Below are 25,413 nucleotides of genomic sequence, written 5' to 3'. Positions count from 1 at the left end.
CGTTCGCAGCTGTGGTCTCCCCGGGGCTTGATCAGTCGTTGTCCGAAGCACCGCCCTCTTCGAGGAGACGAGCAGCGAGGTCGTCGGCCCATTCCACAGCCCAGGAGCGGAGAGCGGTGATCGTGGTGTCATCGAGCCCGTAGGCGGGGAACGCTTCGTCGTCAGGACGCGGCGCTGAGGGCGAGGGCGTTGGAGAAGCCCCACGCGGTCCACCACCCTGACGAGCGTGGCCGGGGGCTCGCGGCCCGTCCGGCGGCCACGGCGACTGGAAGCGTCCAGTGCCCGACTGTCGCGCATGGCGATCGATAACCGGGCAACACGCCAGGTGTGACACGCGTTGGAATCGTTCTCCTGACTCTGGTGGCCGCTCTCGGGGCTGTGGCCGCGGCGTTCGGGCTCTCGCCCTACTGGTGGTTCGCGGCCGTTCCGCTCATGTTCACGGGGGTGCTGGGCGCCTGGGACCTGGTGCAGCGGCGGCACTCGGTGCTGCGCAACTATCCCGTCCTCGGCCATGCCCGCTACCTCCTGGAGCGCGTACGCCCGGAGCTGCAGCAGTACTTCATCGAGCGGAACTACGACGGGCGCCCCTTCGACCGGGATGTGCGCAGCATCGTCTACGAGCGGGCCAAGGGCACCGACGCGGAGGAGCCGTACGGCACCGAACGGGACGTGTACCAGCCCGGTCACGAGTTCCTGGTCCCGTCGATGGCGCCGCGCCCGGTGCCGAAGGACCCGCCGCGCGTGAGGATCGGCGGACCGGACTGCAGCCGTCCGTACGACATGGCACTGCTGAACGTCTCGGCGATGAGCTTCGGCTCGCTCTCCGCCAACGCGGTCCTCGCGCTCAACGGGGGTGCCGCGGCCGGGGGCTTCGCCCAGGACACCGGTGAGGGCGGCCTGTCCGAGTATCACCTCCGTCCGGGAGGCGACCTCGTGTGGGAGATCGGCACCGGATACTTCGGCTGTCGTACCGAGGAAGGCGAATTCGACGCGGCCGAGTTCGCCGACAAGGCCGCGCACGAACACGTCAAGTGCGTGTCCCTGAAACTGTCGCAGGGCGCGAAGCCCGGCATCGGCGGTGTTCTGCCGGGAGCCAAGGTGAACGCCGAGATCGCCCGGGTCCGCGACGTGCCCGAGGGGCAGACGGTCATCTCCCCGCCGTACCACCGGGTGTTCTCCACCCCGCGCGAACTCGTGCGCTTCGTCGCCCGCATGCGCGAGTTGTCCGGTGGCAAGCCTGCCGGGTTCAAGCTGTGTGTGGGCTCCCGCCGGCAGTTCCTGGCCGTGTGCAAGGCCATGCTGGAGGAGGGCACTGCGCCTGATTTCATCGTGGTGGACGGCGCCGAGGGCGGGACCGGTGCGGCGCCGCTGGAGTTCGCGGACCATGTGGGCACCCCGCTCACCGAGGGTTTGCACACCGTTCACAACGCCCTCGTGGGCGTGGGCCTGCGCGATCAGATCAAGATCGGGGCGAGCGGCAAGATCGCCACCGGCACCGACCTGGTCAAACGCATGGTGCAGGGCGCCGACTACGGCAACGCTGCGCGGGCGATGATGTTCGCCGTCGGGTGCATCCAAGCGCAGAGGTGCCATACCAACACCTGCCCCACGGGTGTCACGACCCAGGACCCACGGCGTGCCCGCGCCCTCGACGTAGGCGACAAGACGACGCGCGTCCAGCGCTTCCAGGAGGCGACCGTGGCCAGCGCGTTGCAGATCATGGCGTCCATGGGTGTCACCGATCCCGCGGAACTGCGTCCGCACATGCTCCGCCGGCGCGTCGACCCCTGCACCGAGCGCTCCTTCGAGGAGCTGTACGAGTGGCTTGCGCCAGGGCAGCTGCTCGCCGAGCCGCCCGCCTCCTGGGCGGCCGACTGGCAGGCCGCCGACCCCGACCGTTTCACCGTGTGACCTGGAGGACTACGTGACCCGTACTGTTGCCCGCGTCATCGTGGACGCACTGAGCGAGCTCGGCGTGCGCCAGGTGTTCGGCGTCGTGGGAGACGCGCTCAATCCCCTGACCGACGCCATACGCACCACCGAGGGCCTGGAATGGGTGGGCTGCCGGCACGAGGAGGCGGCGGCTTTCGCCGCGAGCGCCCAGTCGCAGCTCACCGGCACCCTCGGCGTGTGCATGGGCACGGTCGGACCCGGTTCCGTCCACCTCCTCAACGGGCTGTACGACGCGGCCAAGAGCCACGCCCCGGTCCTGGCCATCGCCGGCCAGGTGCCACTCGCCGAACTCGGCAGCGACTACTTCCAGGAGGTGGACAACGACGCCCTCTTCAGGGACGTGGCCGTGTTCCGCGCGACCATCACCTCTCCCGACCAGCTTCCGCAGATGCTGGAGACGGCGGTGCGTCACGCACTGGGCCGCAGGGGCGTCGCCGTTCTCACGGTGCCGGGTGACCTGGGCGAGCGGGAACTGACCGCCGACCGGCCGGCCCGGTTCTCCCTGAACGCCCCGGTGAGCCGGCCGGACGGGTCCGCCGTCCACCGCGCCGCGGAACTCCTCGACCGCTCCGAAAGGGTCACCCTGCTCGTCGGTGAGGGCGCCCGCGCCGCTCGCGAGGAGGTCCTCACCCTCGCCGACCGCCTGGCCGCACCGATGGTGCTCACCCTGAAGGCCAAGGCGGGCTTCGAAGGCGACGACAACCCCTTCCAGGTCGGCCAGACGGGGCTGATCGGCAACCCCGCCGCCGCTGCGGCCCTCCAGGACGCGGACACCCTGCTGCTGCTCGGCACGGACTTCCCCTACCGGGACTGGTATCCCGAGGGCCGGACCGTCATCCAGGTGGACACCGAGGCCACCCACATCGGACGCCGGGTACCGGTCGACGTCGGGCTCGTGGGAGACACCGGCGCCACCGTACGCGACCTCCTGGACGACCTCGCCGCCGCGCCCGCCGGGTTCGAAGGCGCACGTGACCGCTCTCACCTGGAGAAGGCGCGTGAACGCTTCGACCAGTGGCGCACCGGTCAGGCCCGGCTCGCCGATCCGTCGCACGACAAGGGCGTGGTGGGCCGTATCCGCTCCGCGCTGGACAACCGGGCCCATGACATCCGCCCCGAGGCGCTGGCCGCGGCCGTCGACCGGATCGCGGCCGATGACGCCGTCTTCACCTCCGACACGGGCATGGCCACCGTGTGGCTCTCGCGCTTCGTCGAGATGCGCGGCGAGCGGCGCCTCATCGGCTCCTACAACCTCGGCTCGATGGCCAACGCCATGCCCCAGGCCCTGGGCGCCCAGGGCCTGGACCGCGAGCGCCAGGTCGTGGCCTTCTGCGGCGACGGCGGACTGAGCATGCTCCTTGGCGACCTCATGACCCTGAAGACGTACCGCCTTCCCGTCAAGCTCGTCGTCTTCGACAACCGCCGGCTGGGCATGGTGAAACTCGAACAGGAGCAGGCCGGCCTGCCCGAGTTCGGCACCGTGCTCGACAACCCCGACTTCGCCGCCGTAGCCGAAGCCATGGGCATCACCGGCATCCGTGTGACCGACCCGGCCGACGTGGAGGGCGCCGTGCGACGCGCCTTGTGCAGTCCGGGCCCGGTCCTGCTGGACGTCCTCACCAACCCCGATGAGATCGCCGTCCCGGCCAAGCCGACCGTCGAGCAGGGCTGGGGTTTCGCGGTCGCCAAGGTGAAGGAAATCGTACGCAGCCATGGAGAGTCCGGCGGGGACTGACAGCAGTTCGAGGAATGCCGATCGGCGGACGGGGTAGGCGCGTGCCTGCCGGACGGTGGACCGGCGAGGACGAGGCTGATCGACTGGGAGGGCGCCATGATGCCGACGACGACCGTGCTGACCGCCGAGCAGACGGTGGATGTGCCGGAGATCACGGACCCTTCCAAGGTCGCGCCGAAGGACGCGCGGGAGCTGTCGAAGCCGTTCTTCGACCGGCTGGCCGTCCTGGAGGAAGGAACGCCCGAGTATCAGTACGCGCGCAATACGCTGATCGAGATGAACATGTCCCTGGTCCGCTACGCGGCCGGCCGGTTCCGCAGCCGCGGGCCGGAGGAGATGGAGGACATCGTCCAGGTCGGCATGATCGGACTCATCAAGGCGATCGACCGCTTCGAGCTGACCCGCGAGGTCGAGTTCACCTCCTTCGCCGTGCCGTACATCGTCGGCGAGATCAAGCGGTTCTTCCGCGACACCTCCTGGGCCGTACATGTCCCGCGCCGGCTCCAGGAAGCCCGCGTCCAACTCGCCCGCGCCAACGAGGAACTGCGCAGCCGACTGGGCCGGACGCCGACCACCAAAGAGCTTTCCGAGCTGATGAGCCTTCCGGAGGACGAGGTCGTCGAGGCCCAACTGGCCTCCAACGGCTACAAGTCCGCCTCCCTGGACGCGGCGATCAACGGCAGCGAGGACGGCGAGGCCGCGCTGGCGGACTTCATCGGCGACGAGGACGCCGCCCTCGGCCTGATCGAGGACTTCCATGCCCTCGCCCCGATGATCGCCGAACTCGACGAACGCGACCGCAAGATCATCCACTGGCGGTTCGTGGAGGAACTCACCCAGGCCCAGATCGGTGAACGTCTCGGTGTCTCCCAGATGCACGTCTCCCGGCTGATCTCCCGTCTCCTGGCCCGCCTGCGTGAAGGCATGCTCAGCACCGTCTGACGGTCGGGGGCCCGGCAGCCGGACGGCAGCCGGGCGTCCTGCGGAGCGGGGGAGATGCCGGGTGTAGTGCCTCACTTTTGCGAGGTCCTGCCGATCGGGCGGGGCCCCGCGGCTGAGGGGTGCGGTCCGCCTCCACACTCCCCGCGATCGGGTACGGGCCGATGACAGATACGGCGCTCCGAGCCCCGTTCCCACCCCGAGACGCGACGCACCGCGCGAGGCCGGAGGCCGCGACCGCCCACGCGGTCGGCGGGCAGACACCGCCACAGGTCAACCGAGTGCCTGCTCACGGTTCGTGCGGTGTCGGCGCGTGCGTGCCGTACTGAGCGAACCGGCCGAAGGGAAGGCTGCGGGCGGTCTCGCCGCAGGTACTGGAAGACCGGCTCATTCCCCGTGCACGGGCTTCGCCAGCTCCGCGTTGAACTGAGCGCCGACCAGCAGGGACAGGTTGGACAGCCATAGCCAGACCAGGAAGACCACGACGCCTGCCAGTGAACCGTACAGACGGTGATAGGTGCTGACATGGGAGGTGTAGACGGCGAATCCGAGTGAGACCGCCAACAGGAGCACTACCGCCAACGTGCCGCCGGGCGCCCTCTTCCCTACAGGGCGGGAGGGCGCCGGGCCCGAACGGTACAGGACGAGTACCAGGGCGACGGCGACCGCGGCCACGACCGGCCACCGCAGTGTGTCCCAGGCGGCCTGGGGCCAGGTACCCAGAGACAGCACCCGGCCCAGACGCCGGGCCAGGCTGCCAGTGAGAAACAGCGCGAGGGTCGACGCGAGAAGCAGGGAGATCAGGACGAGGGCCGTGGCGATGATACGCGGAGCAGTGCGCCAGACCGGCCGGTGCGCGCTGGTCCGATGCATGGCGTGCAACGCCCGGCGGAAGACGCTCAGATAGCTGGACCCCGACCACAGCGCTCCCGCTCCTCCGAGGATGATCAACGTCCATGCCGCCGACGACTGTCCGGCCATCTGCCGCAGGGTGCTGCGCAGCAGAGCGCGGGATGCGACCGGAGCGGCCTGCGACATGCGGTCGATGACCTCCGGCTTGGCCGTGGGCATGGTCAGACCCAGGATCGAGAGGATCACCAGCAGCAAGGGGAACAGGGCCAGGACCGCGTAATAGGTCAGCGCAGCGGCCCAGTCCGTGACGTCGTCGTTCCAGACGGCCACCGGCGTCCGGCGCAGCGCCGCCCACCATCGAGCCGTGTGACCGTCTGCATCATCCATGACGCGGAGCTCTCACCCCCGTCCTCGGGCCGCCTCATCCAGCACTACGGTGCGACACCACCCGGCCGCGTGTGTCACGTACCGCACCAAGTGCCTGCTGCCCGAGACACTCTGGCCCTCACTGTACGCATGCCCGGCACGCTTTTCGAGCCGCCGCTCTGGCCGGCGGACGGCCTTGCCTCTCTCAGCCACCATGCGGTGAACAGAGCCGTCGGCACGTTGGCCGTGTCCGCCGGGGACTTGTGGGTGCGGGCCTGGTGGCGACCTGGGCGACAGCCATGGACGGGAAAACGTCGGCATGGTGGCGGGTGAGAAGGTCGATGAGCAGTTGAGGCGAGACTCAGTGCCTGCGTGTTCCGCCCTCGGCAATCCGTCGAAAGGGGCCTGCCCGGAGTCACGCCGGGCAGGCCCCTTTCGAATTCTCGGTGGAGAACGCAGGTTTAGTGCTTGAACGCGTCCTTCGCCTTTTCCTTGGCCTCACGGGCATCACCCGTGCTCTTCTCAGTCTGCCCCTCAGCAGCCACACGGTCGTTTCCGATGGCGCTTCCCACGGCTTCCTTGGCCTTGCCCTCGGCCTGCTCGCTCTTTGCCTTGGCCTTCTCGCCGGCAGTCATGGAAGAGTACCTCCTGATAGCTGGTGTGCCGCTGTCGCGGTAACCCGCTTGTGCCCCGGCGTTCCTTTCACAAACAAAGCGTAGTCGGTGAATGGCGACGGAATTGCAGGGCAGACGAACGTGCAGGAGGTTGATAAACATGGTTCCCCTGCTGCTTGTTCTGCTTCTTGCACTGCTCCTCTTCGGTGCCGGCTTCGCCATCAAGATCCTCTGGTGGGTCGCCGTCGCCGTCCTGGTGCTGTGGCTTCTCGGCTTCGTCATGCGCTCCACCACCGCCGGTGGCGGCCGAGGTCGTTGGTACCGATGGTGATCTGACCCGCAGCGCGCCTTCATCACGGGGTCCGGCCGATATGACGGCCGGGCCCCGTGCGCATGCCGGACGTGAGGCGACCTGGGACGTAAGAGACCGTACAGCCCATAGGTGTCCAAAACGGCAGCGGGGTAGGCGTGTTGCAGTCGGGGGCGGGACACGCACGCGCGATGGAACCCGCGCGACCTCCTGCCGTGTCCCCGCCCCGGCGTTACCGGCGGCCGTGCGCCCAGCCGGGCTGCGGCGACGCGCGGAGGTCCCGTGGCGCGACTCCCGGACGCAGTGGCCGGCGACCGGGACGCGGCTACGGACGTGGCCAGATAGAAAGCGACCACGGCCGAGCTGATCCGTCGCAGCCCCGACCACGCCCGTACGGACCTCCCGTTGCCTTTCAGCGTCGGCTTCCGTTCGAAGCCTGACCCTGGGGAGACGTAACAGTGCTTCGATACCTGGATGCGGAGAGCGGCTCAGAGCCGGGCAGGGGCGGGGCCTTCTCCTCCAGGGCTCCTGCACCACGAGGCCGGCTTCTTGTACGCGCCCCGCCCTCAACGCCGCCCGTGCGGGCCGGCTTGACCTGACAGATCTGGGCATGGACCGCGGTGAGCAAGGTCGCGGACGACCATGCGGTGGGCCGTCGCGGCAGCGTGTCCACCGGTGACCGAGGCCGTTTCCGGTTCTCAGCGGCCAGATGCGGCAACTCGCAGTGCGCTACGTCTCGTTCTGCGGCAGGGTCGCCAGGGGGGGCGCCTACCTGGGGCCGAGCGGCCCCGCCGACCGGCCCTGGAACCGACCCGGTGAGCGGCTTTCGCGTGCTGTCGGGAGGGCGATCGGTCTGTGGGACCGCGGGTACGGCGTGTCTTCGCTTCACGCGTGCGGCGCTGGCTGGCTCGCGCGGATCCTGCGGTTCGCCATTGTGCCAGGGTGCCGGTCGGCTCACAGGAAGCGCCGGAACGGGGTGACGGCGGCTTCCTTGGCGCGTTGCAGCACTGCCCGTCGTCTCCATCGAGTGAGCTCGATGCCCACGCTGTGGCGCAGGTCCGCCTCGTAGTCGCGGTCGAGGGAGGCAGTGAACTCCTCGTCCAGGACGGCGAGCATCACTTCTTCGTCGTGGTCCATGGACCGGCGGTTGAAATTGGTGGATCCGATGAGAGAGGCGACCGAGTCCACGGTGATGATCTTGGCGTGCATCATGGTCGGCTGGTACTGGCGGATGTGCACGCCGGCCTGCAGCAGACGCCTGTAGTGGTGTTGACCAGCGAGCTGGCAGGCGCGCTGGTCGGTGTGGGGGCCGGGCAGCAGGATCTCGACATGCACGCCGCGACGTGCGGTCTGGCACAGCAGGTCGATGAAGTAGGCGTCGGGGGCGAAGTAGGCGGTGGCCAGCCGGAAGCGTTCCTCGGCGGAGGTGAGCATGACCCGGATGAGGGTTTGCATGTCCTGCCAGCCGATGCTTGCGGAGCCGCGCACGACCTGCACCACCGACGAGCCGGCCTGCGGGTGTTCCGTGAAACGGTCGCGGTCATCGAAGAGTTCGTCATGACACTCGGCCCAGTTCTGCGCGAACGCGGCGGCGATGCCGTCCACGGCCGGGCCGCGCACCTGGACGTGGGTGTCGCGCCACTCGGCAGGGTTGCGGGCATTGCCGCTCCATTCCTCCGCGATGCCGACGCCGCCGGTGAAGGCGGTGTGTTCGTCGACGATGAGGGCCTTGCGGTGGCAACGGTGGTTCTGTTTGAACGGTGACAGCCACACGGGTTTGCGGAACCAGGCCACCTGCACGCCCGCGGCGCTCATGAGGTCCAGCAGCCGCCGCTCGATCTCCTTGGCGCCGAAGCCGTCGAGCAGCAGTCGCACGCGCACCCCCGCGCGGGCGCGGTCGGCCAAAGTGACGGCGAAGTCGTGGGCGATCTGACCCCGCCAATACACGAACGTCATCATGTCGACGGTGTGCCGAGCCGAACGGATCGCCCCGAGCATCGCGGGGAAGATCTCGTCACCGTTGCGCAGGGGTACCAGGTCATTGCCTTCGGTGGCGGCCACGCCGATCAGTCGCTCCAGGCGACGGCGTAGGCGCTGCTTGCGCGCTGCTGCGTCAGGCGCGGTGTCGCGCGCAGGGGGTGCCGGTATGCCGTCGAGTATCACGCCGAATCTCCCACTGGACCATGAAGACAGAACGTCACGGGCGCTGGGCGAGCCCGAACAACCACATTCCCGGCCGGCACCGCGGCACTCCAGCCGTCTGCCTGGACCGAGCCCACCGACACCGCGACGCCAGCCGCACAGTCTTTGCTGAGGATGTCACCCCCTGGGTTCCGCGTAATTCAGCGGCCTAGAGTCACGAATCTGGGGCCTGACCTGCGCGGACATGGGTGAGGGCGCCTGAGAGACGTTTCTCTAGGCGCTGCTGTTCGTGCTGGTCAGCGGGGTGCGGGTTGGAGGGCGATGATCTGCTCCGGTGTGGGGATGCCGAGCTTGGCCAGGAGGTCGGTCTGGGTCTTGGTGAGGGCGGTGACCTGCCGGAACAGGCCGGTGGGGCCGGTGAACGTGCCGAGGTGGAGCCGGTCGAGTTCGCGGCGGGCGGTCGTCCAGGTCCCGCCGGTGGTGGTCTCGGTGATGCGGATCAGCAGCAGAGCGAGCCAGCAGAGGACGACGTGTGCGCGTATGCGTTCCTCAAGGGGGTGATACACGGGCCGCAGGTCGATGATCTGCTTCATGTCCCGCCAGCCCCGCTCGACTTCGAGGAGCTGCTTGTAACCGAGCGCGATGTCCTCCGCGGACAGGTCCGGGTCGGAGCATCGCAGCAGATACTTGCCGTCGAGGTTCTCCTCGGCCTTGATCTTCGCGGTGTCGATGCGGAGCTTGCCGGCCGTTGTCGTGCGGAGGTAGCGGCTGAGGCCGGGCTTGCCGGCGATCTTCCCTCGGAGCTCGCCTCGCTTGAACTCGCTGAGGCTGTCGGTGTCTTCGATCAGGGTCGTGAGCTGGGCAACGAGCTGTTCGCGTATGTGCTGGTCCCGGGTGGCGGCCTCGGGGTTGTGGCAGATCACGAACCGTTCGGTGTCGGAGATCCGCACTTCCTTGACCCGCATGTTCTGGGCGATCTCGCCGTAGCGGCCCTGCCGGGACAGGGCGGCCTTCACCTCCGGACTGCCGGAGCGGAGTTTCTCGCCGCTGATGTAGGCGTGGTCGCCGGCGGCTACCGATGTTGTGGCGCTCGTAGCGCGCCGTGCCGGTCAGCTCACCGGGAATCACCTGGGCCTGCCCGAGCACCAGGCCGCCGATCGAGCGCGAACTGCTCTGCGTGCCGACGGAGTTGGCCGCGACGCCGGAGTGGGCGCGCACCATCCAGTCCTTGATGGCCGTATGCCCGTGGACAGCAACTGGTCCTTGTTCACACGGAGGTTGGTCTCCGACAGCGCGGTCATCAGCTCGCGGTGGTTGCGCCGCTGGACCTCGGCCTCCTCGCTGTCGGTGTGGACGGCGCCCGGGGTGGTGCCGAAGGCGGGCCCTGACTGCCGCTGTGTCCGCACGGCCTCAACATAATCGAGAGCGGCACGCGTCAAGGTCCCTCCCTTCACTCCGCCACATCGCCTCACTGGTGTCACCGCGGGTTCAACTCCCGTGCATCCGGGGGTCATATGGCGACTGGAGAGAAGGCCGGCCGCTCGCGGGTCGACCGAGGCAAACAGGGGCTGGAGCGCTCGGTTGCCTCCGACGCCTGCGGCGTCCCGCTCGGGATCATCTCCGACGGAGCCAACCGCCATGACTCGCCACTGCTCGGACCCACCTTGGATGCGGTGAAAGAGCAGGTCGGTGTATTGCCGCAGGCCGTCAACATCAACCTCGACCGCGGCTACGACAGTAGCAAGTCCCGTGCTCTGCTGGCCGAGTTGGGCTTCACGGCCGAGATAGCACGCAAGGGCGTACCGGCCCCGATCCAGGCCGGCAAGCGCTGGGTGGTCGAGCGAACGCACTCGTGGATGAATGACTACGGCAAGCTGCGGCGCTGCACCGAAAGGAACGGCAAGGTCGTGGACTTCTACCTTTACCTCGCCGCGGCCCTCGTCACGCTCCGCATGCTGATCCGCCGAGCGACGAACCTCTATCGCTGGGACGACCGCCCCACCACCCGACGCCTCAAGTGATCCATTTGCCGGTCAGTCTTGCACAAAGTTCCGTACACGCCCATGGGGCCAGGCACCCGCTGCTGTGGACCCGCCTCGACCACCCGTGCGTCCGGAAAATCTGGGCGGACCAGGGCTTCGCCGGTCGCTTGGTCGACTCGGCCGCGCGGGTCCTCGGCCGTGTGTGGAGATCGTCCGCATGGACCCCGAGCAGCGCGGATTCCAGGTCCAGCCGCAGCGGTGGGCGGCGGAGCGCACCTTCTCGTGGCTCACCGGCCATCGGCGCCTTGCCCACGACTACGAAGCCAGCCCAGCTCGCTCGGACGATGATTCGCTGGGCATGGGTGACCGCGGAAGAGGCATACCGGCAAGCGGATGGATGGATCCGGTGAGGGCCGGTGTGTGAGCGGGCGTTCCTTCGGCTGTGGTGCGGGTGTGGGGGCGGCCGTTCCAGGTGAGGCCAGCTGCCTGCATGCGGTCGAGGGCTTCCTCGAGGGTGTGTCGGGGTGCTCCGAGGAATACACGGATGTAGTCGTCGCGGGTGCCGGGCTGCTGGCCGGGTGTGGTCATGTGGGCCTCGCCGGGCAGGACGCCGGCCCGTTCCAAGCAGTAGCCGCGGTAGTCGGAGCCGACAGCCGGGGCGTCCGCTTCATACCAGGGTGGGACTTTCGCGATCAGGAAGCTTGCACATTCGCCGGCGAACACCGCGTCATTGGGGTATCCAAGGTCCTGGGTGAGCTTCTGGGTCAGGGCCTGGCGCTTCTGGGCGTACTCGTGGCGCTGGAGTTCAAGGTACTGCGCACTGGCAGGGGTTTGCAGCCATTCGGCCATGGCGGCTTGCAGGGGGACCGCACTGACGTAGGTGTGCTGGGGCAGAAGACGGGTGAGCAACTGGGCCAGTGTGTCCGGTGCTGCGGTCATCGCGCCAATACCCCAGCCGTTGCAGTGGAACTGTTTGCCCAAAGAGCGCACGGCGAGCCAGCGGGGGGAAGGCAGTCCGCAGCGCATGCCGGTCTCCTCCAGCAGGATGCGCAGGGTGGGTGTCGGCGGGTGGCCCGGATCGTGGACGGCGTAGAAGGCATCGTCGACGAGAAGGGCCACGTCGTAGTCGTTCGCTGTTTGGATCATGGCACGCACCGTGTGCTCGTCCCAGTTCGCGCCGGTCGGGTTGTGTTGGGCGTTGAGGGCCAGCAGGACAGGCCCGCGGGTGGTCCTCCGGGCTTCTCGTACCACCTCTTCCACCTGAACGCTGTCGGGCTGGAAACCACGGCCCCTGGACAGGACAAACGGCCGGATCTGGAAACCTAGCGGGGCGAAGATTCCGGCATAGTCCCAGCCCGGGGCCGAGCAGATGGCGACAGCCGGTCCGGCCTGTTGTTCTTCCAGCAGCAAGCGGCCGAAGTGGAACATGGCGCTACGGGTGCTGCTCTGCGAAACCGCTACTTCGTAGTCGCGACCGATCACGGCCACGTCATGGAGGCTGTGATCGGCGCTGATGTAGTCACGCAGCACCTCGTGGAGCGCGGGCAGCCCGTAGGGGCTGAGGATGTAGCCGTGGGCGTAGGCGGGGATCGCGCCCGCGAGGGCCGCGCGCAGTCCCGGTGCAACCTCGGTCCACGTCTCGCCGAGACTCAGGTAGATCGCCTGCCCGAGGTCCCGGCCGCCCGCGGCGTAGTGGCGCAGGCGGGCGACATCGTCGTAGGGGTTGGGGGTCCCCTCGCAGCCGGCAATGTCATCGAGCTTGTGCATCATCGCTCCCACGGGCCGGCGTTGCAGGTCGGAGACTGTCGGTTGTCCCCCGCGTGCGGCCCTGTCGGCCGTGCTCGGTTCCGGGCCGACGCGGTGGCCGCGGTTCGTGCCGTCGTGTCCAAGGGGTTCATCTGTGACCTGCACCGCTGTGGACCCGGGGAGTCGAAAGGACCCGTGACAGCAGCCACCGGGCGCCTGCGCTCCCCCCGGTACCCGGCGCGTCACCGATCATGCGTTCGACGAGCTGAACGTGCGAGAGCTGCCACATCCGCAGTTCCTCACGCAGAGCCCCTATCTCTTCCTCGATCTGCGCCGGCGCAGGGCGGTCGCCGTCGGCGGCCAGGGGCCAGCGTCCCGAGTGGCCGTCGGTACCGAACATGGCAAAGAGCGCGGCGAACTGCGCGGAGGCAGCCCCGCTCGCCGTGCCGAGCAGGGGCCGGAAGGCAAGAAAATGCTCTTTGGGCAGGTGGTCGAGTGCCCGCAGGAGCTCACGCTGCAGCGCCACAAGGCAGATCGCGCGCCGGAGCCGCGTGTTGATCTCCTTCCAGTCCGCACTGCCATCCACGGCGGACACGGCGACTGCTTCGAGGTCGGTCAGCAGCTGCTGGGCGAGTATTTCGGCGGACTGGTGGACGGTGATGAAATACAGTTCGGAGTCGTGCACAGCCACACCGAGGGCATCGGCCCGGGGGGACTGAAGCGACAGCAGCGTCGGCAGCTGAAGATAGCTGTCATACATCCCGGCCACAGGGTTCCTCATTCGTGAGTGGTGATCCAATCGGCCCGTCAGAGCCGGTGGAGTGGCATAAAGGGTGGGAACAGAGTCTCGGCAGGTTTTCCAGGCCTGGTCCGGGGGTCGGTCCGTATGCCCGCTCGGGGTACGTCGTGGGTGCGTGGCTACCGGGCTGGCCCCTGGCGGTTCCTGGCCTGACGGGGTCTTACGGAAGGACGGTGGCGCCGACGCTCTCAGGCCACCGCGAACCCGTCAGGGCGGTTGGGACGTTGCAAGTCGTGCTGTGAGCCGTCCGCGGGCGACCTCCTCGCTTCCTCCCGGGCCGGAGAGCGCTGTCGAAGATCGAGGCCCCTGCGGCGCGCTGGTGCCGCGACGGCTGGTGAGAGGAAGGGTCAATCGACAAAGCTGACATGCGGCCCACCGCCCGTGTCATGCGAAGGCATCCTGGTTACCCTTAACATCTACCGAAATCAGAAGACCCACGGAACTTCCCTATCCGGGCTGCGGCCGTATCCCCCTTTCAGGGACATCCGTCTCCCGCAGGAGCCGCAGCAGCCCGGGCTTCCTGCCGACATGGGCGTAGCCGAGCTGGGGCGAGGACTGCCCCTCCCAGACCAGGGGCACGGCCAACGTGGTCACGTCCAGCCGTTGCCGGCAGGGGACGCAGTCACCGGCGTGGCGGTGCCAGTCGTACCAGGTGGAGAACCAGTTCACGCGGACCGTGCAGCAGGACGGGCATGCCTTCCACTCCGGATGCACCGGCCTCATGGGCACGGCGAGTTGGTCCGTCGGGTGGCCGCACCAGACGCAGACCTGACCGGTGTCCGCTTCGCGGGACAGACCCGCCGGTGTCTCCAGGGCGACCAGCCGGTGCAACCGCGCGATCTCCTCGGCGTCCAATGCCGTCATTGAAGTATTTCCAGGGCTGCCGAGTCGGCCGGCTGACGCTGTGGTCTCGGGGCCGGCAGGCTGGGGCTGCTCACTGTCCACGCCCGCCTCCCGCACACGAAGAGGCGTCGTCCGGAGACGAGCTGGGACACAGCTTCGGCGACGCACAGGGTCCCGGGCTGATCCATCAGCACGCACCAATGACCGGTGTGGAGGGCGGGGCTGTTGATGCCCGGCCGGGGCACGCCGACGTAGGAGTCATGGGCGAGGCACTCGGCGAACGGCACGTGACGCTGCTCGCGCCACTCCACCCGCTCAGCCGTGTCTGCCGGAACAAGCGCGTAGTAGCGGGGCCTGTTTCTCTGCCCGCCAGGGTGTACCCGCTGGTGGTGGTCATTGATCTCCCCCTTGTCGAGCGTGGGTGATCTGGTGGCACAGGCGGCGAACCGCGCGTCCTCGACTGCGGCGAGGTGCTGTATGGCGGGTGCAGGCCGACGGCGGCGCCTCGTGTGACGGCACACAAGGCGCGTCAGGATGAGCAGCGCGGGGACGAGCCAGCTCAGGTAGTGGCCCGACGCCGGAACACACGGGCTTCCCAGAGCGACGTTGACAGCCGCGTGTTCCCGGCGCCGGGCACGAGGTCGGGCCTGCCGCCGCGGGCAACCGCAGCATGGTGCAGGTCCAACGTCCATTAAGACTGACCGGCAAATGGATCACTTGAGGCGTCGGGTGGTGGGGCGGTCGTCCCAGCGATAGAGGTTCGTCGCTCGGCGGATCAGCATGCGGAGCGTGACGAGGGCCGCGGCGAGGTAAAGGTAGAAGTCCACGACCTTGCCGTTCCTTTCGGTGCAGCGCCGCAGCTTGCCGTAGTCGTTCATCCACGAGTGCGTTCGCTCGACCACCCAGCGCTTGCCGGCCTGGATCGGGGCCGGTACGCCCTTGCGTGCTATCTCGGCCGTGAAGCCCAACTCGGCCAGCAGAGCACGGGACTTGCTACTGTCGTAGCCGCGGTCGAGGTTGATGTTGACGGCCTGCGGCAATACACCGACCTGCTCTTTCACCGCATCCAAGGTGGGTCCGAGCAGTGGCGAGTCATGGCGGTTGGCTCCGTCGGAGATGATCCCGAGCGGGACGCCGCAGGCGTCGGAGGCAACCGAGCGCTTCAGCCCCTGTTTGCCTCGGTCGACCGGCGAGCGGCCGGCCTTCTCTCCACCCGAGGGGGCCTTGGCGATGCACCCGTCGACCGAGATCTCGGTCAGCCCAAGGCCGATCACGCGGTCGTACGCCTCAAGCGCCAGAGCGTGAGCCGGCTCGGATATCCCCAGTTCAGCCCATTGCTTGACGCGGCGTCGGATGCTGCGGTCCGAGCAGCCCGGGGTGGCGATCCGCTCGTATCCGGAGCCGTGGACCAACGCCAGCACGATGTGATCGAAGACGACGCCGTCCGGGACACGTCGCCGGTGGCACCCCAACGGGTGTCCCTCCGCATACCCATCCCGCGCAACCAGCAACGCAGCGAATTGGTCCCACAGGGGCTCCAGCAGGCAAGATGGGATCGCAGGCACGAGCCCTCCGAGTGATTGCTGAGCGTAGAGACCTCCATGATCACTCAGGCTCGTGCCTGTCTCACAACCAGGGCCGTCGGTGAACGCTCGACCTCACCATTTGCCGGTCGGTCTTAGCCGTCCCTTTGCAAGCCCCTTGGTCGGCTGACGTGGGCATGGGGCTGCGGTGGCAGGCCGGCTGATGGTCGACCCCGGTCCGCACTTCACGAACGTCAGGTGTTTGATCATACTGTCCGGGGGCTGTGTCCTTCGCGGCCGGCGGCGTGGTGCGTCGTCGGTGCTTCCACACCGGCGGAATGCGTCCGGCCGCGGCCGAACCGAAGGGACGCCGCCCCGGCAGGTCACGGATCGGACGGGAGCGTCGCCACTCCCCGGCCGTTCGCACAGGACAGGGAGTACGGCCCTCATGCCACAACAGAACACGGCGTCGCCGGACGCGGGTGCCGAACGGCTGGTCGCCGGTCGCTACCGTTTGCTGGCCGTTCTCGGCGAGGGCGGTATGGGTACCGTGTGGCGTGCTCGTGACGAGGTACTGCACCGCGAGGTCGCCGTCAAGGAGGTACGCCCTCCCGTCGGACTGGCCGCGGCGCAGGTCGAGCGGATGTACACCCGCCTGGAGCGGGAGGCCTGGGCGGCGGCGCGCATCAGTGCTCCCGGTGTCGTGACCGTCCACGACGTCGCCACCGACGACGGCCGACCCTGGATCGTCATGGAGTTCGTCCGCGGCCGGTCGCTGGCCGACGTGATCGGCTCCCAGGGTGCCCTCACACCGCGGGAGGCCGCGCGTATAGGTGCCGGCGTGCTGGCCGCGCTGCGCGCGGCGCATGGCGCCGGTGTGCTGCACCGCGACGTGAAACCCGCCAACGTCCTGCTCGCAGACGACGGCAGGGTGGTGCTCACCGACTTCGGCATCGCCACCGTGGAGGGGGACTCCGCGCTGACGCTGACCGGCGAGGTCGTCGGCTCGCCCGAGTATCTGGCGCCGGAGCGGGCACTGGGCCGGAACCCCGGCCCCGCGTCGGACCTGTGGTCCCTCGGGGCGCTGCTCTACACGGCCGTCCAGGGCCGTTCGCCCTTCCGCCGGACCACCCCGCTGGCCACTCTGCGCGCCGTCGTCGACGACGAGTTGCCCCCGCCGCATCGGGCCGGACCCCTCATGTCCGTCATCGAAGGCCTGATGCGTAAGGACCCCGACGCTCGGATGTCGGTCGAACAGGCCGAGCAGGAGCTGCGCCTGGCCGGTGCTGACGCCGTCTCCGGCGCCGACACGGCCACGCCGTCCGCCCCACTGCCCGTAGCAGCCACCGAAGAGCTGCCCACCGCCGAGTCCCCGTTCGGGGAGACCGTGCCTACGGCCATGGCCACGGCCGCAGACACGGCCATGACCGGGGCGGCGGCCGTCTCGGCGTCATCGTCTGTCCCGGAAGGCGCCACGGAGGCCAGGGACACGGCAGACACCTCCGCGGCGACGGTCGACGTACCCACGGCCGACACATTTACCGCGACGGTCGACGTACCCACGGTCGACTCACCCACCGCCACGGTCGACATGCCCACGGCCCCGGCGCGCACCCACGCCCCCAGCGCCCCGGCACAGCCCGTGCCTCCCGGTTCCGCCGGGGCCGGACAGGCGGGGGCGCCGGGGACGTCGGGGGTGTCCACAGCCGCCGGTACCTCTGCGGCGCTCGAACCAGAGGGCGCCGAAGCGTCCGGGCAGGGCCCCACGCGGCGGAGCCGGCGCCTCGGATATCCGACTGCGGCGGGAGCGGTCGTGCTCGCGCTCCTCGTCGGCGGCCTGGTCTATGGACTCGGTGGCGACGGGGATGGCCGCAAGGGCAGCAGTTCGCCCACCGGACGGGCGCAGGCCGCCGCTTCCGGTGCGGCGAGCGGCGGGTCGGATCACACCGCCAAGCAGCCCGTCGCGGTCACCGTGAAGGGGGGCGCGACCACGTACGTCGGAGACTGCCCCCCGGCGGACTCGCAGGCTCCCTGGTTCACCGCGACCTTCAAGGTGTCCCAGTTGCCCTTCCAGTTCTCGTACCGGTGGGTCTCGACGAACGGGTCCGTGATCGACCAGCAGTGGCGGACGCTGGCGTTCCCGGAAGGCGGTCCCCGCACCCATCAGGAGACGGTGCGGCTGTCGACGTATGCGCAGACCGGAACGCTCAGCAGCAAGATGGCCGTGGAGATCCGCTCGCCGTTCGAAGCGGTGTCCAACGTGGTGCCGTTCTCGGTGACATGCGACGCGACGACGGGCGGCTAGTGCTGCAATGACGGGCGGCTGGTGCTGTAAGGGGGCGTCAACGCCGGCGCCGCGCAACCGAGGCATTCCCGCGCGTCCGCCATACTTCAACCAGTACGAGTTGGACCGCTTCCGGGCCGACTCGGACATCACCGGTCAAGTGAGAGCTGCTGGGCCGGAGTTCTGTAGGAGTGACGTACGGCTCTCACCCTCGTAGCGGATCAACCGCAGGGTGCGGTTCCTCTGGCCGCACCCGAGACTTTCGCAAGGAGTTTCTGTGTCGTCGGTCATCGTGGGACGCACGGGTCCCTTCGCCGGTCAGAGCGTGGTTCTGGGCAGCGCTCCGCTGCGGTTCGGACGCAAGAGCGACAACGATGTGGTCATCGTCAGTGTCAGTGCCTCCCGCCTGCACACCGAGATCGTGGCGGAGGAGGGCGCGTACGTCCTCTACGACCGCAGCAAGAACGGCACCTTCGTGAACGACCAGCGCGTCACCCGTCACGTACTCGCGCCCGGCGACTCCATACGCATCGGTGACGAGACCTTCCTTTTCGAGACGCAGGAGGCCGTGGAGACGGTCATCGACCTCTCCCAGCTCGACCTGCCCCGCGCCAATGCGTCGGCGAACCCGGGCGAGCTGCGGGTCACGGTGACCGGAGGAGGCCCGGTCGGCCTCGCCTTCGCCCTGCTGCTGGACGACGCCCTGTCGGGGAGGGTGTCCATCACCGTCTACGACGGCCGGTGGATCAGGAACGGCTCCACCGTGGTCTGGAAGGACGAGACCCAGGGCAACGTCCGCCGTCAGCAGGTCGTCACCGTCCAGAGCCGGCAGTACCTCGCGCTCACCGAGGAGATGCAGTCGGCGCTGTTCGACGCGGGCGGATTCTCCGAGATGTGGCCCCTGGGACCGGACTCCGTGGAGGGCCGCCCGCCCCGCAACATCCGGATCGCCTACATCGAGGACAAGCTGCTGGAGCTGGCCAACGCCAAGTCCGCGATCCGCCTGGTGCCGAAGCGGTTCGATCCGTCGGAGCAGCAGCACCGACTCTCCCAGGAACACGTCCTGGTGATCGGTGAGGGCGGCCGGTCGCGCACCCGAGAGCACTTCGCGGACAGCTTCGGCGCGGCCGACTCCTCGATCTACTCCCTCGACGGGGAGCACCTTCAGGACCTGGTGCTGGGACTGCGGGTCAAGTCCCGGCTCTCGGACCCCATGAGCGTCCTGCTCACCGTGGCGCAGAACCGGTTCCTGCTCAACTCGCTGCGTGGCGAGGGCTTCCTCAACATGAGGCTGACCCGCGAGGAGGCCGGCAGCGTGATCGGCATCGACCCGGTGCGGCAGGTCTTCGAGGAGTGTGTCGCGGCCCGGCCCTGCCTGATGAGCCGTCAGGAGGACAACGAGTTCGTCTGCCCGACCCATGGGACCCTGTTCCTGCCCGCCCTGCTGCGCAGCTCGCCGCTGTGGAAGCGGATCCAGGAGGGTCTGCGGCTGTTCGGCGTCGCCGCCGACGACCTCAGCGCCATCACCTCGTTCCGGCTGGACATGGTGCAGCGCCCCCGGTTCACGGCCCAGCTCACCCGCCCCACCGCCACGACCCCCGGAACCTACGGCTTCCTGCTGGGCGACGCGGCCAACGCCATCCACTTCTGGCCCGGGCGCGGCCTCAACAGCGGCCTCGCCTCGGCCGTTTCCCTCGCCCGCTCGCTCAGCCGGGTCTGGCAGGGCCGTCCGCTGCGCGACGCCGACTTCATCCGGCACGAGGCGGCGATGTCCATGCTCCAGTACCGGCACAAGAGCCGCGCCTGGAACGCCATGGTCACCACCGACGAGCGAGGCGTGACCCGTGCGATCAAGGACATCATCGCCGACAGCATGGAAGGAGACCGGGTCGTCGCCGAACCCGACGACGAGCGGTCCGATCTGGACAACCTGCTGGACCGCATGCGCGCGATCCGCGAGCGCCTCGCCCCTCGCCTCCCCGGAATGCCCACCGACGAGGAACTGCGCAGCCACCTGTCCGCCCTCGCCCCGTCGACCCTGCGGACCCTGCAGGAGAGCGGCGCCTGGGAGACGCTGATCGTCGGCGGCGAGGAGGCCGACATCGACATCTTCTACCAGTCGGACGCCCCGGTCTTCGTCGGACGCCCCGTCGATCCGCGCATCATCGGCCAGGCGGCAGACTCACGTCAGCCGGGGGCGCTCGACCCGGCGTGATGCGGGCACTTCGTCCCTGAGGCCGAAGGTTCACCTCCCGTGGCGCCATGGAAGAAGGGGGCCCCGCACATCCGGGCTCCCTTCCGCGATCCGCCGCGCTCACCAGGTCTCGCCGCCGCCTCCGGATCGATCAAAGGCGTCACCCTCGCGGGCGACGCCACACACCTGATCGGGATCCTCATACGATCGAGCCATGAACGCGTGGAAAGACGGACTGGACGCTGCGGGGATCCGGGCACCGGCGCTGCGAAGGGACTACGACGCCCAGCGCCGGCTGGTGTCGCGCTACCGCCGCACCTCATACCTGGCGGTTCAGCTACTGCTGCCGCGGCCGATGCTGCCCCATGTGGTCGCGGCGACAGCCGTGATGCACCACGGGGACAACCTCCTGGACACCGGGCCGAAGGCGCAGCGAGCCGCGCTGTGGGCGTCTTGGGAACAGCAGGTGCGTCAGGTGCTGGACACAGGAGTGAGCAGTGATCCGCTGCTCAGCACACTGGCTCACACCATCGCGGAGCACCCGCGGCTGCGCGGGCCGGTGGAGGAGTATCTGTCCACTGCGACGGCTGAGCTGGAGTTCACCGGATTCCTCGACGAGGCGGACTACCAGGCCTATGTGGATGCCTATTCACTGCCCGCGTTCATGCTGGTGGGCGCGTTGGTGGGGCCGGAGGCCGACGACGGACCGTATCGGGCGGCGTGCCGGACGTTCATCGACGGCAGCCAGCGGCTGGACTTCGTCAACGACATCGCCGAGGACCTGCGGGAGGGGCGGCCGGGCATCCCGGCGAAGACGCTGGAACACTTCTCCCTCACGCTGGAGGACGTGGCCGCAGGGCGCGAAGTACCGGGTGTGCGGGAGCTGGTGGCCCATGAGGTCGGGCAGGCGCGCAGGAGCTTGGAAGCGGCCAGGGAACTGCCCGCCCTGGCTCCGGCTCCCTGCAGCCCGCTGCTGGGCGCACTGATCGAGGTCGAGTTGCTGACCGCCGATGCCGCGCTGGCGCGTGGTGCCAGGTTGCTGCGCGGCTCGGCGAGGCCGCCGCTGCCGGCGACGCTACGGGTGCTGCTGGGTGCTCGCCGGAGGGTTCGCACAGGGCGTTGACGGCTGTGCCGTCGCCCGCACTGTCGTTGTCGCTGCTGCGCCGCATACCCGGGCGCCGTCAAGCCGTAGGGCCCTGCCTCCCGCGGTCAGTACCCGACCCGGAAGGTCGCGTCCTGCCGGTCTGTGGCCATGGAGATCGGGTCGATGCGCAGTACGTGGTCGGCATGGCGGATGTAGCGGGTCGGGTGGGTGTACGACCGGAACGATGTCCACCCCGAGTCCGCCAGGCCCGGTGTGCGGTAGAAGGTGGCGTCACCCGCAAACGTGGACGTGCCGTCGCCGGCGTCCAGGCGGAGCTGGTAGTCGTAGTGGCGGAGGTAGCGCGTCGGGTAGTTGACCGACTGGAAGGAGACGCCCGTCGAGTCCGCGAGGCCGGGGACCAGTGTCCACTCCGAGTCGAGATACGGGTCGATGGGGTACTCGTCGACGCGGCCGACGAAGTCGGCATGGCGGATGTAACGGGCTGGGTGGTTGTACGACTTGAGGCGGTTGCTGCTCGGAGTTCCCCAGTACGTCAGGAGTTTGGCGTACTCGGCCGACGTGATCGCGCGGATGCCGCAGTGCTTGGAGTTGACCGGCTGGGTGTAGGTCTTCTGGTCGAGCGCGGTCCAGGTGCCCGTCGACAGATCCCCGGACTGCCAGACGTAGAAGACGCCGTTGGGTGTGTAGGTGTCTCCGTAGAGGTACCAGCTGTCGGACGTCAGGGACTTGACCAGCTCGGGGGCCTCGGTGCCGCCGTGCGCGACGGCCGTGCTGAACTCCGTGAAACTCCCGGGGTCGAGCGACGTGGAACGCGCGCCCACCAGCGTCTGGTTCTTCTTGAAGTAGAGGTAGTTGACGCCGTTGACACCCACCGCCATGTCGCCGTCGATCACGTCGTAGCCCGGGTCGAAGAAGACCTGCGGTTCGGAGGCGGTCAGGAAGTCGGTGGTGTGGTTCACCATGATGACGTTGTGGGCGGTGTCGTTGACGGCCGAGTAGATCACCGCGTACGTGCCCCGGCCCGCGTCCCAGAACGCCTCCGGTGCCCAGGCGTGGGTGTTCATGTCGTGCAGTTTCAGCCGGTGGTAGCCGGTGAAGGTGCACAGGTCGGTCGAGAACCAGACGTGGATGTACTGGCTGACGTACGTCCAGTCGGTGCCCTTGAGGTCGGTGGCGAGGACGACGAACGTGCCGTCCTGCTTGCGCAGGATGAAGGGGTCGCGCAGCCCGAGGTCGCCCTCCGTGGGGGTGACGACGGGGTTGTTCCGGTTCAGCGGCGTCCATTCCAGCCCGTCCTGGCTGACGGCCAGATGGAGGCCGTAGTCCGTGCCGTCGCCGAGACTGGTCGATTCGGTGAAGTAGGACATCACGTAGGCGGAGTCGGCTGCCTGCGCGGTCCCGGCCCCGAGGCTCAGCGTGCCGGTCACGGCCAGGGGGGTGGCGGCCGCGAGAGCGAGAAACCGACGGCGGGAGGTGGCCATGCGCGCTCCAGGGGGTGTGGGGGGGACCTTGAGGGCAACGGCGATGCTCGGTATATCGAACAGAGTTCGGTCGACCGTTCAGAAGGTAGGGATAGGGCATGTGCGCGTCAATCGTCTCGGTCATCTTTGGTGATTCCTGTGGGACGGGACTGACGCCGATCCACGGGCCTACCTCGATGCCTGGAGCAGGTGTGGCTCGTCACCCGGCCCAGATGCGGAACGTTGAGCAGCTGTCCCGGACGCGGTACGGCCCGGCCACGGGAAGACGAGCCGGGAGGCGGGTTTGTCGAGTACGTCGCCGGGCGGGAGCCGGTCGTCGGGGGTCGCGGCAGGGTGGACGGTCAGGGGTGGGTAGCCGCTTTCGCGCACGTGCCGGTCCCAGTCCCGCACACACTCGGCGAACCGCTCGGCCAGATCCGGTCCGGTCGGACCGTAGGCGTGGACGGTGAACTCCGAGCGGCGGTCGACGAGTTCCGGCGCGTCGCGGACCGTGACATAGGTCAGATACGCGAGGGAGCCCTCGGCCACGATCGCGGCCGCGTCCTGCTGCGCCACAAGCCCGGATCCGTCCGGGACGGTCAGACGGCAGAATCCTGGCAGGACGGTCGCGGCGTAGATCTGCAGCGTCTCGAAGTTGAACCGGGCCGCCACGACGAGTCCGGTGGGGAGCTCATGCCGTGGTGCGCGCAAGGCGTCCTCGAGACCGTCGGTGCCGCCGGGGGTGCCGTCCTCCCACCGGACCGTGATCGCGCCGTCGGCCAGGGAGACGGCCGGGGCGGTGCGGGCGGCGGCGCCGCGGTCCCGTACGAAGCCGCAGTACGTCCAGTGCTCGGCGTGCAGGATGTCGCCGCGCCGGACCAGGGTGACGGAGCGGGTGTAGCCGCCCATCTGCAGGGGGACGACCAGGCGGCCCCCGTCGGCCAGTTGCTCACGCCAGGCCGGGGCGATGTCCGCCGCGTTGTGCGTGATCATCACGCCGTCGAAGCCACCGGAGGGGACGTGGGCGGGCGCGCCGAGGCTGCCGTCGCCGAGGACGGCGGTGACCCGGCCGCTGCCGGCCTCCGCGCACAGCCGCTGCGTGCGGTGCACCACGTAGGGGTCGATGTCCACGGTGACGACCCGGCCGTGCTCCCCGAGAACGTGCGCGAGCAGCTCCGCGTTGTACCCGCCGGACCCGACCTCCAGCACGGTCGTTCCCGGCGTCGGCCGGAGCTGCTCGATCATGTCGGCTTGCAGCCAGGCCGCCGAGACCGAACTGACCGCGGCACCGGCGGAGTCCCTCACGGTCGGCACGGCCCCGTTGTCGTCGTAGGCCTTCTCCAGGGGGACCTCAGGGACGAACCGGTGCCGGGAGACAGCGCGCAGGGCGGCCGGGACCTGTGGAGAGGGAGCCCAGCCGCCCTCGACCACGGCGGTGGTCATCCGTGCGCGCAGCCGTACGGCCTCGGCCGGCTCTCCCGGCACGGGCGGGACCGCGGTGGCGCACGGGTAGGAGCGGATGGGCGGCAGCCCGGGCAGCACCCCTGGCCACACCGCGTTCAGGGCGTGGGCGGAGGGCGCGAAGATCCTGCCCAGCGTGTCCAGGGTGTGCAGGTCGTGCCATTCCCAGCGGGAGAAGCGGTGCGCCTCCGGCAGGCCGGGCTCGCCGTCCCAGCACGTGACGCGGACCACGGTGGTGATACGGCGCACGTCGAGACGATCGTCGTGGAGGACCGTGAGCACGTGGGCGTCGGCCTCGTGTGTCGTCAGGCCCGTCTCCTGCGCCAGCGCCCGGACCGCAGCGGCCGATGCGGACTCGCCCGTCTCGATCCGCCCGGCGGGCAACTCCCACATGCCCCGGACGGAGCGGCCGAGCAGGACCCGCCCGGACGGGTCGGTGACGACCACCGCGGCCCCGAAGACCGCCTGCGGGTCGGGTCGCCGCTTCTCCTCGGTGGTGAACGACCCGCCCGGGCCGCGCAGAACCAGCAGCGCCAGGCCCGCAGCGTCGAACCGCGCCGCTTCCCGGAAGCCGTCGGCGAGTGTGACGAGTTCGTCCTCGTCCAGGGCGATACGGCGCCGCTCTTCGGGCGTGTTCTCCACAACGGGGGTGATGACGACGAACGTCCCGCCCTCCCGTAGCCGCGCGGCCAGGCGGCGCAGGACCCGTGCGCGGTCGTGGATGAAGGCGACGGACAGACGCATGGTGATCAGGTCGTAGCCGTCCTCGGCGAGGTCGGCCAGGTCGTCGTGCTCGACGTCCAGACACAGCCAGCGCACCCCCTCCACCTCGGCGTGTTCCGCGCGGGCCCGCGCGAGGGCGCCCTCGGCGAAGTCGGTGCCGTCGACGGTGTACCCGAGCGAGGCCAGGAAGGCGGCCAGCTCACCCGCTCCGCAGCAGACGTCGAGCGCCCGGCCGCCCTCGGGCGCCGGAGCGTGCTCGACGAGCAGCCTCTTCTCCTCGTCTCCCAGCGGCCCGAACCCACGGCCCTCGCTGAAGTGTGCGGACCATTCGGCCCGGGTGTATCCCACAGATCGCTCCTCGTACGTGAAAGGCGGGTGGTGC

General features: G+C 69.1%; 18 protein-coding genes and 2 pseudogenes. 9 read left to right on the top strand and 11 right to left on the bottom strand.

The window, feature by feature from the left end:
* The first annotated feature begins 327 nt into the window (after positions 1–327).
* From AB0L95_RS02990 to AB0L95_RS02980, 3 genes are all read left to right on the top strand, one after another.
* Positions 328–1,911 carry an FMN-binding glutamate synthase family protein gene (locus AB0L95_RS02990; protein WP_365155880.1) on the top strand — a complete coding sequence of 528 codons (1,584 nt, stop codon included), beginning with the start codon at positions 328–330 and terminating at the stop codon, positions 1,909–1,911.
* Positions 1,912–1,924: 13 nt separating this feature from the next.
* Complete coding sequence (locus AB0L95_RS02985; RefSeq protein ID WP_365155877.1) at positions 1,925–3,688, top strand: thiamine pyrophosphate-dependent enzyme; 1,764 nt, start codon at positions 1,925–1,927, stop codon at positions 3,686–3,688.
* A 96-nt stretch (positions 3,689–3,784) separates the two neighbouring features.
* Positions 3,785–4,630 (top strand): RNA polymerase sigma factor SigF, encoded by an 846-nt coding sequence (locus tag AB0L95_RS02980; RefSeq protein WP_365155874.1) that lies wholly within the window; start codon positions 3,785–3,787, stop codon positions 4,628–4,630.
* Positions 4,631–5,014: 384 nt separating this feature from the next.
* On the opposite strand, the gene AB0L95_RS02975 is transcribed toward AB0L95_RS02980, so the two are convergent.
* Both AB0L95_RS02975 and AB0L95_RS02970 read right to left on the bottom strand, forming a co-directional pair.
* The gene (locus tag AB0L95_RS02975) at positions 5,015–5,866 is read right to left on the bottom strand and encodes a YihY/virulence factor BrkB family protein (protein WP_365155871.1); all 852 of its coding nucleotides are present in this window, start codon (positions 5,864–5,866) and stop codon (positions 5,015–5,017) included.
* Between the two features lie 440 nt (positions 5,867–6,306).
* Positions 6,307–6,480, bottom strand: a complete 174-nt coding sequence (locus AB0L95_RS02970; RefSeq protein WP_365155868.1) for a CsbD family protein — start codon at positions 6,478–6,480, stop codon at positions 6,307–6,309.
* A 139-nt stretch (positions 6,481–6,619) separates the two neighbouring features.
* Here AB0L95_RS02970 and AB0L95_RS02965 point away from each other — a divergent pair, with 139 nt between their 5' ends.
* Positions 6,620–6,790, top strand: a complete 171-nt coding sequence (locus tag AB0L95_RS02965) for a hypothetical protein (protein WP_037952753.1) — start codon at positions 6,620–6,622, stop codon at positions 6,788–6,790.
* A 933-nt stretch (positions 6,791–7,723) separates the two neighbouring features.
* On the opposite strand, the gene AB0L95_RS02960 is transcribed toward AB0L95_RS02965, so the two are convergent.
* The 3 genes from AB0L95_RS02960 to AB0L95_RS02950 all read right to left on the bottom strand — a co-directional run bounded on the left by AB0L95_RS02960 (position 7,724) and on the right by AB0L95_RS02950 (position 10,317).
* Positions 7,724–8,932, bottom strand: a complete 1,209-nt coding sequence (locus tag AB0L95_RS02960) for a phospholipase D-like domain-containing protein (protein WP_365155864.1) — start codon at positions 8,930–8,932, stop codon at positions 7,724–7,726.
* Positions 8,933–9,207: 275 nt separating this feature from the next.
* Positions 9,208–9,927 carry a hypothetical protein gene (locus tag AB0L95_RS02955; protein WP_365155861.1) on the bottom strand — a complete coding sequence of 240 codons (720 nt, stop codon included), beginning with the start codon at positions 9,925–9,927 and terminating at the stop codon, positions 9,208–9,210.
* A gap of 108 nt (positions 9,928–10,035) precedes the next feature.
* Positions 10,036–10,317 (bottom strand): hypothetical protein, encoded by a 282-nt coding sequence (locus AB0L95_RS02950; RefSeq protein ID WP_365155858.1) that lies wholly within the window; start codon positions 10,315–10,317, stop codon positions 10,036–10,038.
* A 117-nt stretch (positions 10,318–10,434) separates the two neighbouring features.
* Between AB0L95_RS02950 and AB0L95_RS02945 the strand changes: the two are divergent.
* Both AB0L95_RS02945 and AB0L95_RS02940 read left to right on the top strand, forming a co-directional pair.
* Positions 10,435–10,932: pseudogene (locus tag AB0L95_RS02945) on the top strand (transposase); the annotation flags it as partial.
* Positions 10,933–11,024: 92 nt separating this feature from the next.
* Positions 11,025–11,203 (top strand): annotated as a pseudogene (locus AB0L95_RS02940) (IS5/IS1182 family transposase); the annotation flags it as partial.
* 5 nt (positions 11,204–11,208) lie between these two features.
* On the opposite strand, the gene AB0L95_RS02935 reads toward AB0L95_RS02940, so the two are convergent.
* From AB0L95_RS02935 to AB0L95_RS02920, 4 genes are all read right to left on the bottom strand, one after another.
* A complete protein-coding gene (locus AB0L95_RS02935; RefSeq protein ID WP_365155855.1) occupies positions 11,209–12,663 on the bottom strand; it encodes a pyridoxal phosphate-dependent aminotransferase in 1,455 nt (484 codons plus the stop codon).
* 124 nt (positions 12,664–12,787) lie between these two features.
* A complete protein-coding gene (locus AB0L95_RS02930) occupies positions 12,788–13,399 on the bottom strand; it encodes a tryptophan 2,3-dioxygenase family protein (protein ID WP_365156498.1) in 612 nt (203 codons plus the stop codon).
* A gap of 486 nt (positions 13,400–13,885) precedes the next feature.
* Positions 13,886–14,302: a hypothetical protein gene (locus AB0L95_RS02925; protein WP_365155852.1), complete on the bottom strand. Its 417-nt coding sequence runs from the start codon at positions 14,300–14,302 to the stop codon at positions 13,886–13,888.
* Between the two features lie 692 nt (positions 14,303–14,994).
* Positions 14,995–15,846 (bottom strand): IS5 family transposase, encoded by an 852-nt coding sequence (locus tag AB0L95_RS02920; RefSeq protein WP_365155849.1) that lies wholly within the window; start codon positions 15,844–15,846, stop codon positions 14,995–14,997.
* 406 nt (positions 15,847–16,252) lie between these two features.
* Between AB0L95_RS02920 and AB0L95_RS02915 the strand changes: the two genes are divergently transcribed.
* The 3 genes from AB0L95_RS02915 (at position 16,253) to AB0L95_RS02905 (ending at position 21,405) form a co-directional block, all read left to right on the top strand.
* Positions 16,253–18,109, top strand: a complete 1,857-nt coding sequence (locus AB0L95_RS02915) for a protein kinase (protein WP_365155847.1) — start codon at positions 16,253–16,255, stop codon at positions 18,107–18,109.
* A gap of 256 nt (positions 18,110–18,365) precedes the next feature.
* A complete protein-coding gene (locus AB0L95_RS02910; RefSeq protein ID WP_365155844.1) occupies positions 18,366–20,303 on the top strand; it encodes an FHA domain-containing protein in 1,938 nt (645 codons plus the stop codon).
* Between the two features lie 193 nt (positions 20,304–20,496).
* Positions 20,497–21,405 (top strand): squalene/phytoene synthase family protein, encoded by a 909-nt coding sequence (locus AB0L95_RS02905; RefSeq protein WP_365155841.1) that lies wholly within the window; start codon positions 20,497–20,499, stop codon positions 21,403–21,405.
* 86 nt (positions 21,406–21,491) lie between these two features.
* Here the strand turns inward: AB0L95_RS02905 and AB0L95_RS02900 are convergent, their stop codons facing one another.
* Positions 21,492–22,868 carry a glycoside hydrolase family 43 protein gene (locus tag AB0L95_RS02900; RefSeq protein ID WP_365155838.1) on the bottom strand — a complete coding sequence of 459 codons (1,377 nt, stop codon included), beginning with the start codon at positions 22,866–22,868 and terminating at the stop codon, positions 21,492–21,494.
* A gap of 168 nt (positions 22,869–23,036) precedes the next feature.
* A complete protein-coding gene (gene fxlM / locus AB0L95_RS02895) occupies positions 23,037–25,379 on the bottom strand; it encodes a methyltransferase, FxLD system (RefSeq protein ID WP_365155836.1) in 2,343 nt (780 codons plus the stop codon).
* Between the last annotated feature and the right edge of the window lie 34 nt (positions 25,380–25,413).

Origin of the sequence: Streptomyces sp. NPDC052036, assembly GCF_040680495.1 — a bacterium.
GTDB lineage: Bacteria > Actinomycetota > Actinomycetes > Streptomycetales > Streptomycetaceae > Streptomyces.
Note: the sequence above shows the minus strand (reverse complement) of the source record. Positions and strands in the feature narration are given on the sequence as shown.

What these genes read in the sequence shown, in the direction of transcription:
- AB0L95_RS02980 (WP_365155874.1), top strand. Translation starts at nt 3,785, where the DNA reads ATGATGCCGACGACGACCGTGCTGACCGCCGAGCAGACGGTGGATGTG.
- AB0L95_RS02975 (WP_365155871.1), bottom strand. Translation starts at nt 5,866, where the DNA reads ATGGATGATGCAGACGGTCACACGGCTCGATGGTGGGCGGCGCTGCGC.
- AB0L95_RS02970 (WP_365155868.1), bottom strand. Translation starts at nt 6,480, where the DNA reads ATGACTGCCGGCGAGAAGGCCAAGGCAAAGAGCGAGCAGGCCGAGGGC.
- AB0L95_RS02965 (WP_037952753.1), top strand. Translation starts at nt 6,620, where the DNA reads ATGGTTCCCCTGCTGCTTGTTCTGCTTCTTGCACTGCTCCTCTTCGGT.
- AB0L95_RS02935 (WP_365155855.1), bottom strand. Translation starts at nt 12,663, where the DNA reads ATGATGCACAAGCTCGATGACATTGCCGGCTGCGAGGGGACCCCCAAC.
- AB0L95_RS02930 (WP_365156498.1), bottom strand. Translation starts at nt 13,399, where the DNA reads ATGTATGACAGCTATCTTCAGCTGCCGACGCTGCTGTCGCTTCAGTCC.
- AB0L95_RS02925 (WP_365155852.1), bottom strand. Translation starts at nt 14,302, where the DNA reads ATGACGGCATTGGACGCCGAGGAGATCGCGCGGTTGCACCGGCTGGTC.
- AB0L95_RS02915 (WP_365155847.1), top strand. Translation starts at nt 16,253, where the DNA reads ATGCCACAACAGAACACGGCGTCGCCGGACGCGGGTGCCGAACGGCTG.
- AB0L95_RS02905 (WP_365155841.1), top strand. Translation starts at nt 20,497, where the DNA reads ATGAACGCGTGGAAAGACGGACTGGACGCTGCGGGGATCCGGGCACCG.
- AB0L95_RS02900 (WP_365155838.1), bottom strand. Translation starts at nt 22,868, where the DNA reads ATGGCCACCTCCCGCCGTCGGTTTCTCGCTCTCGCGGCCGCCACCCCC.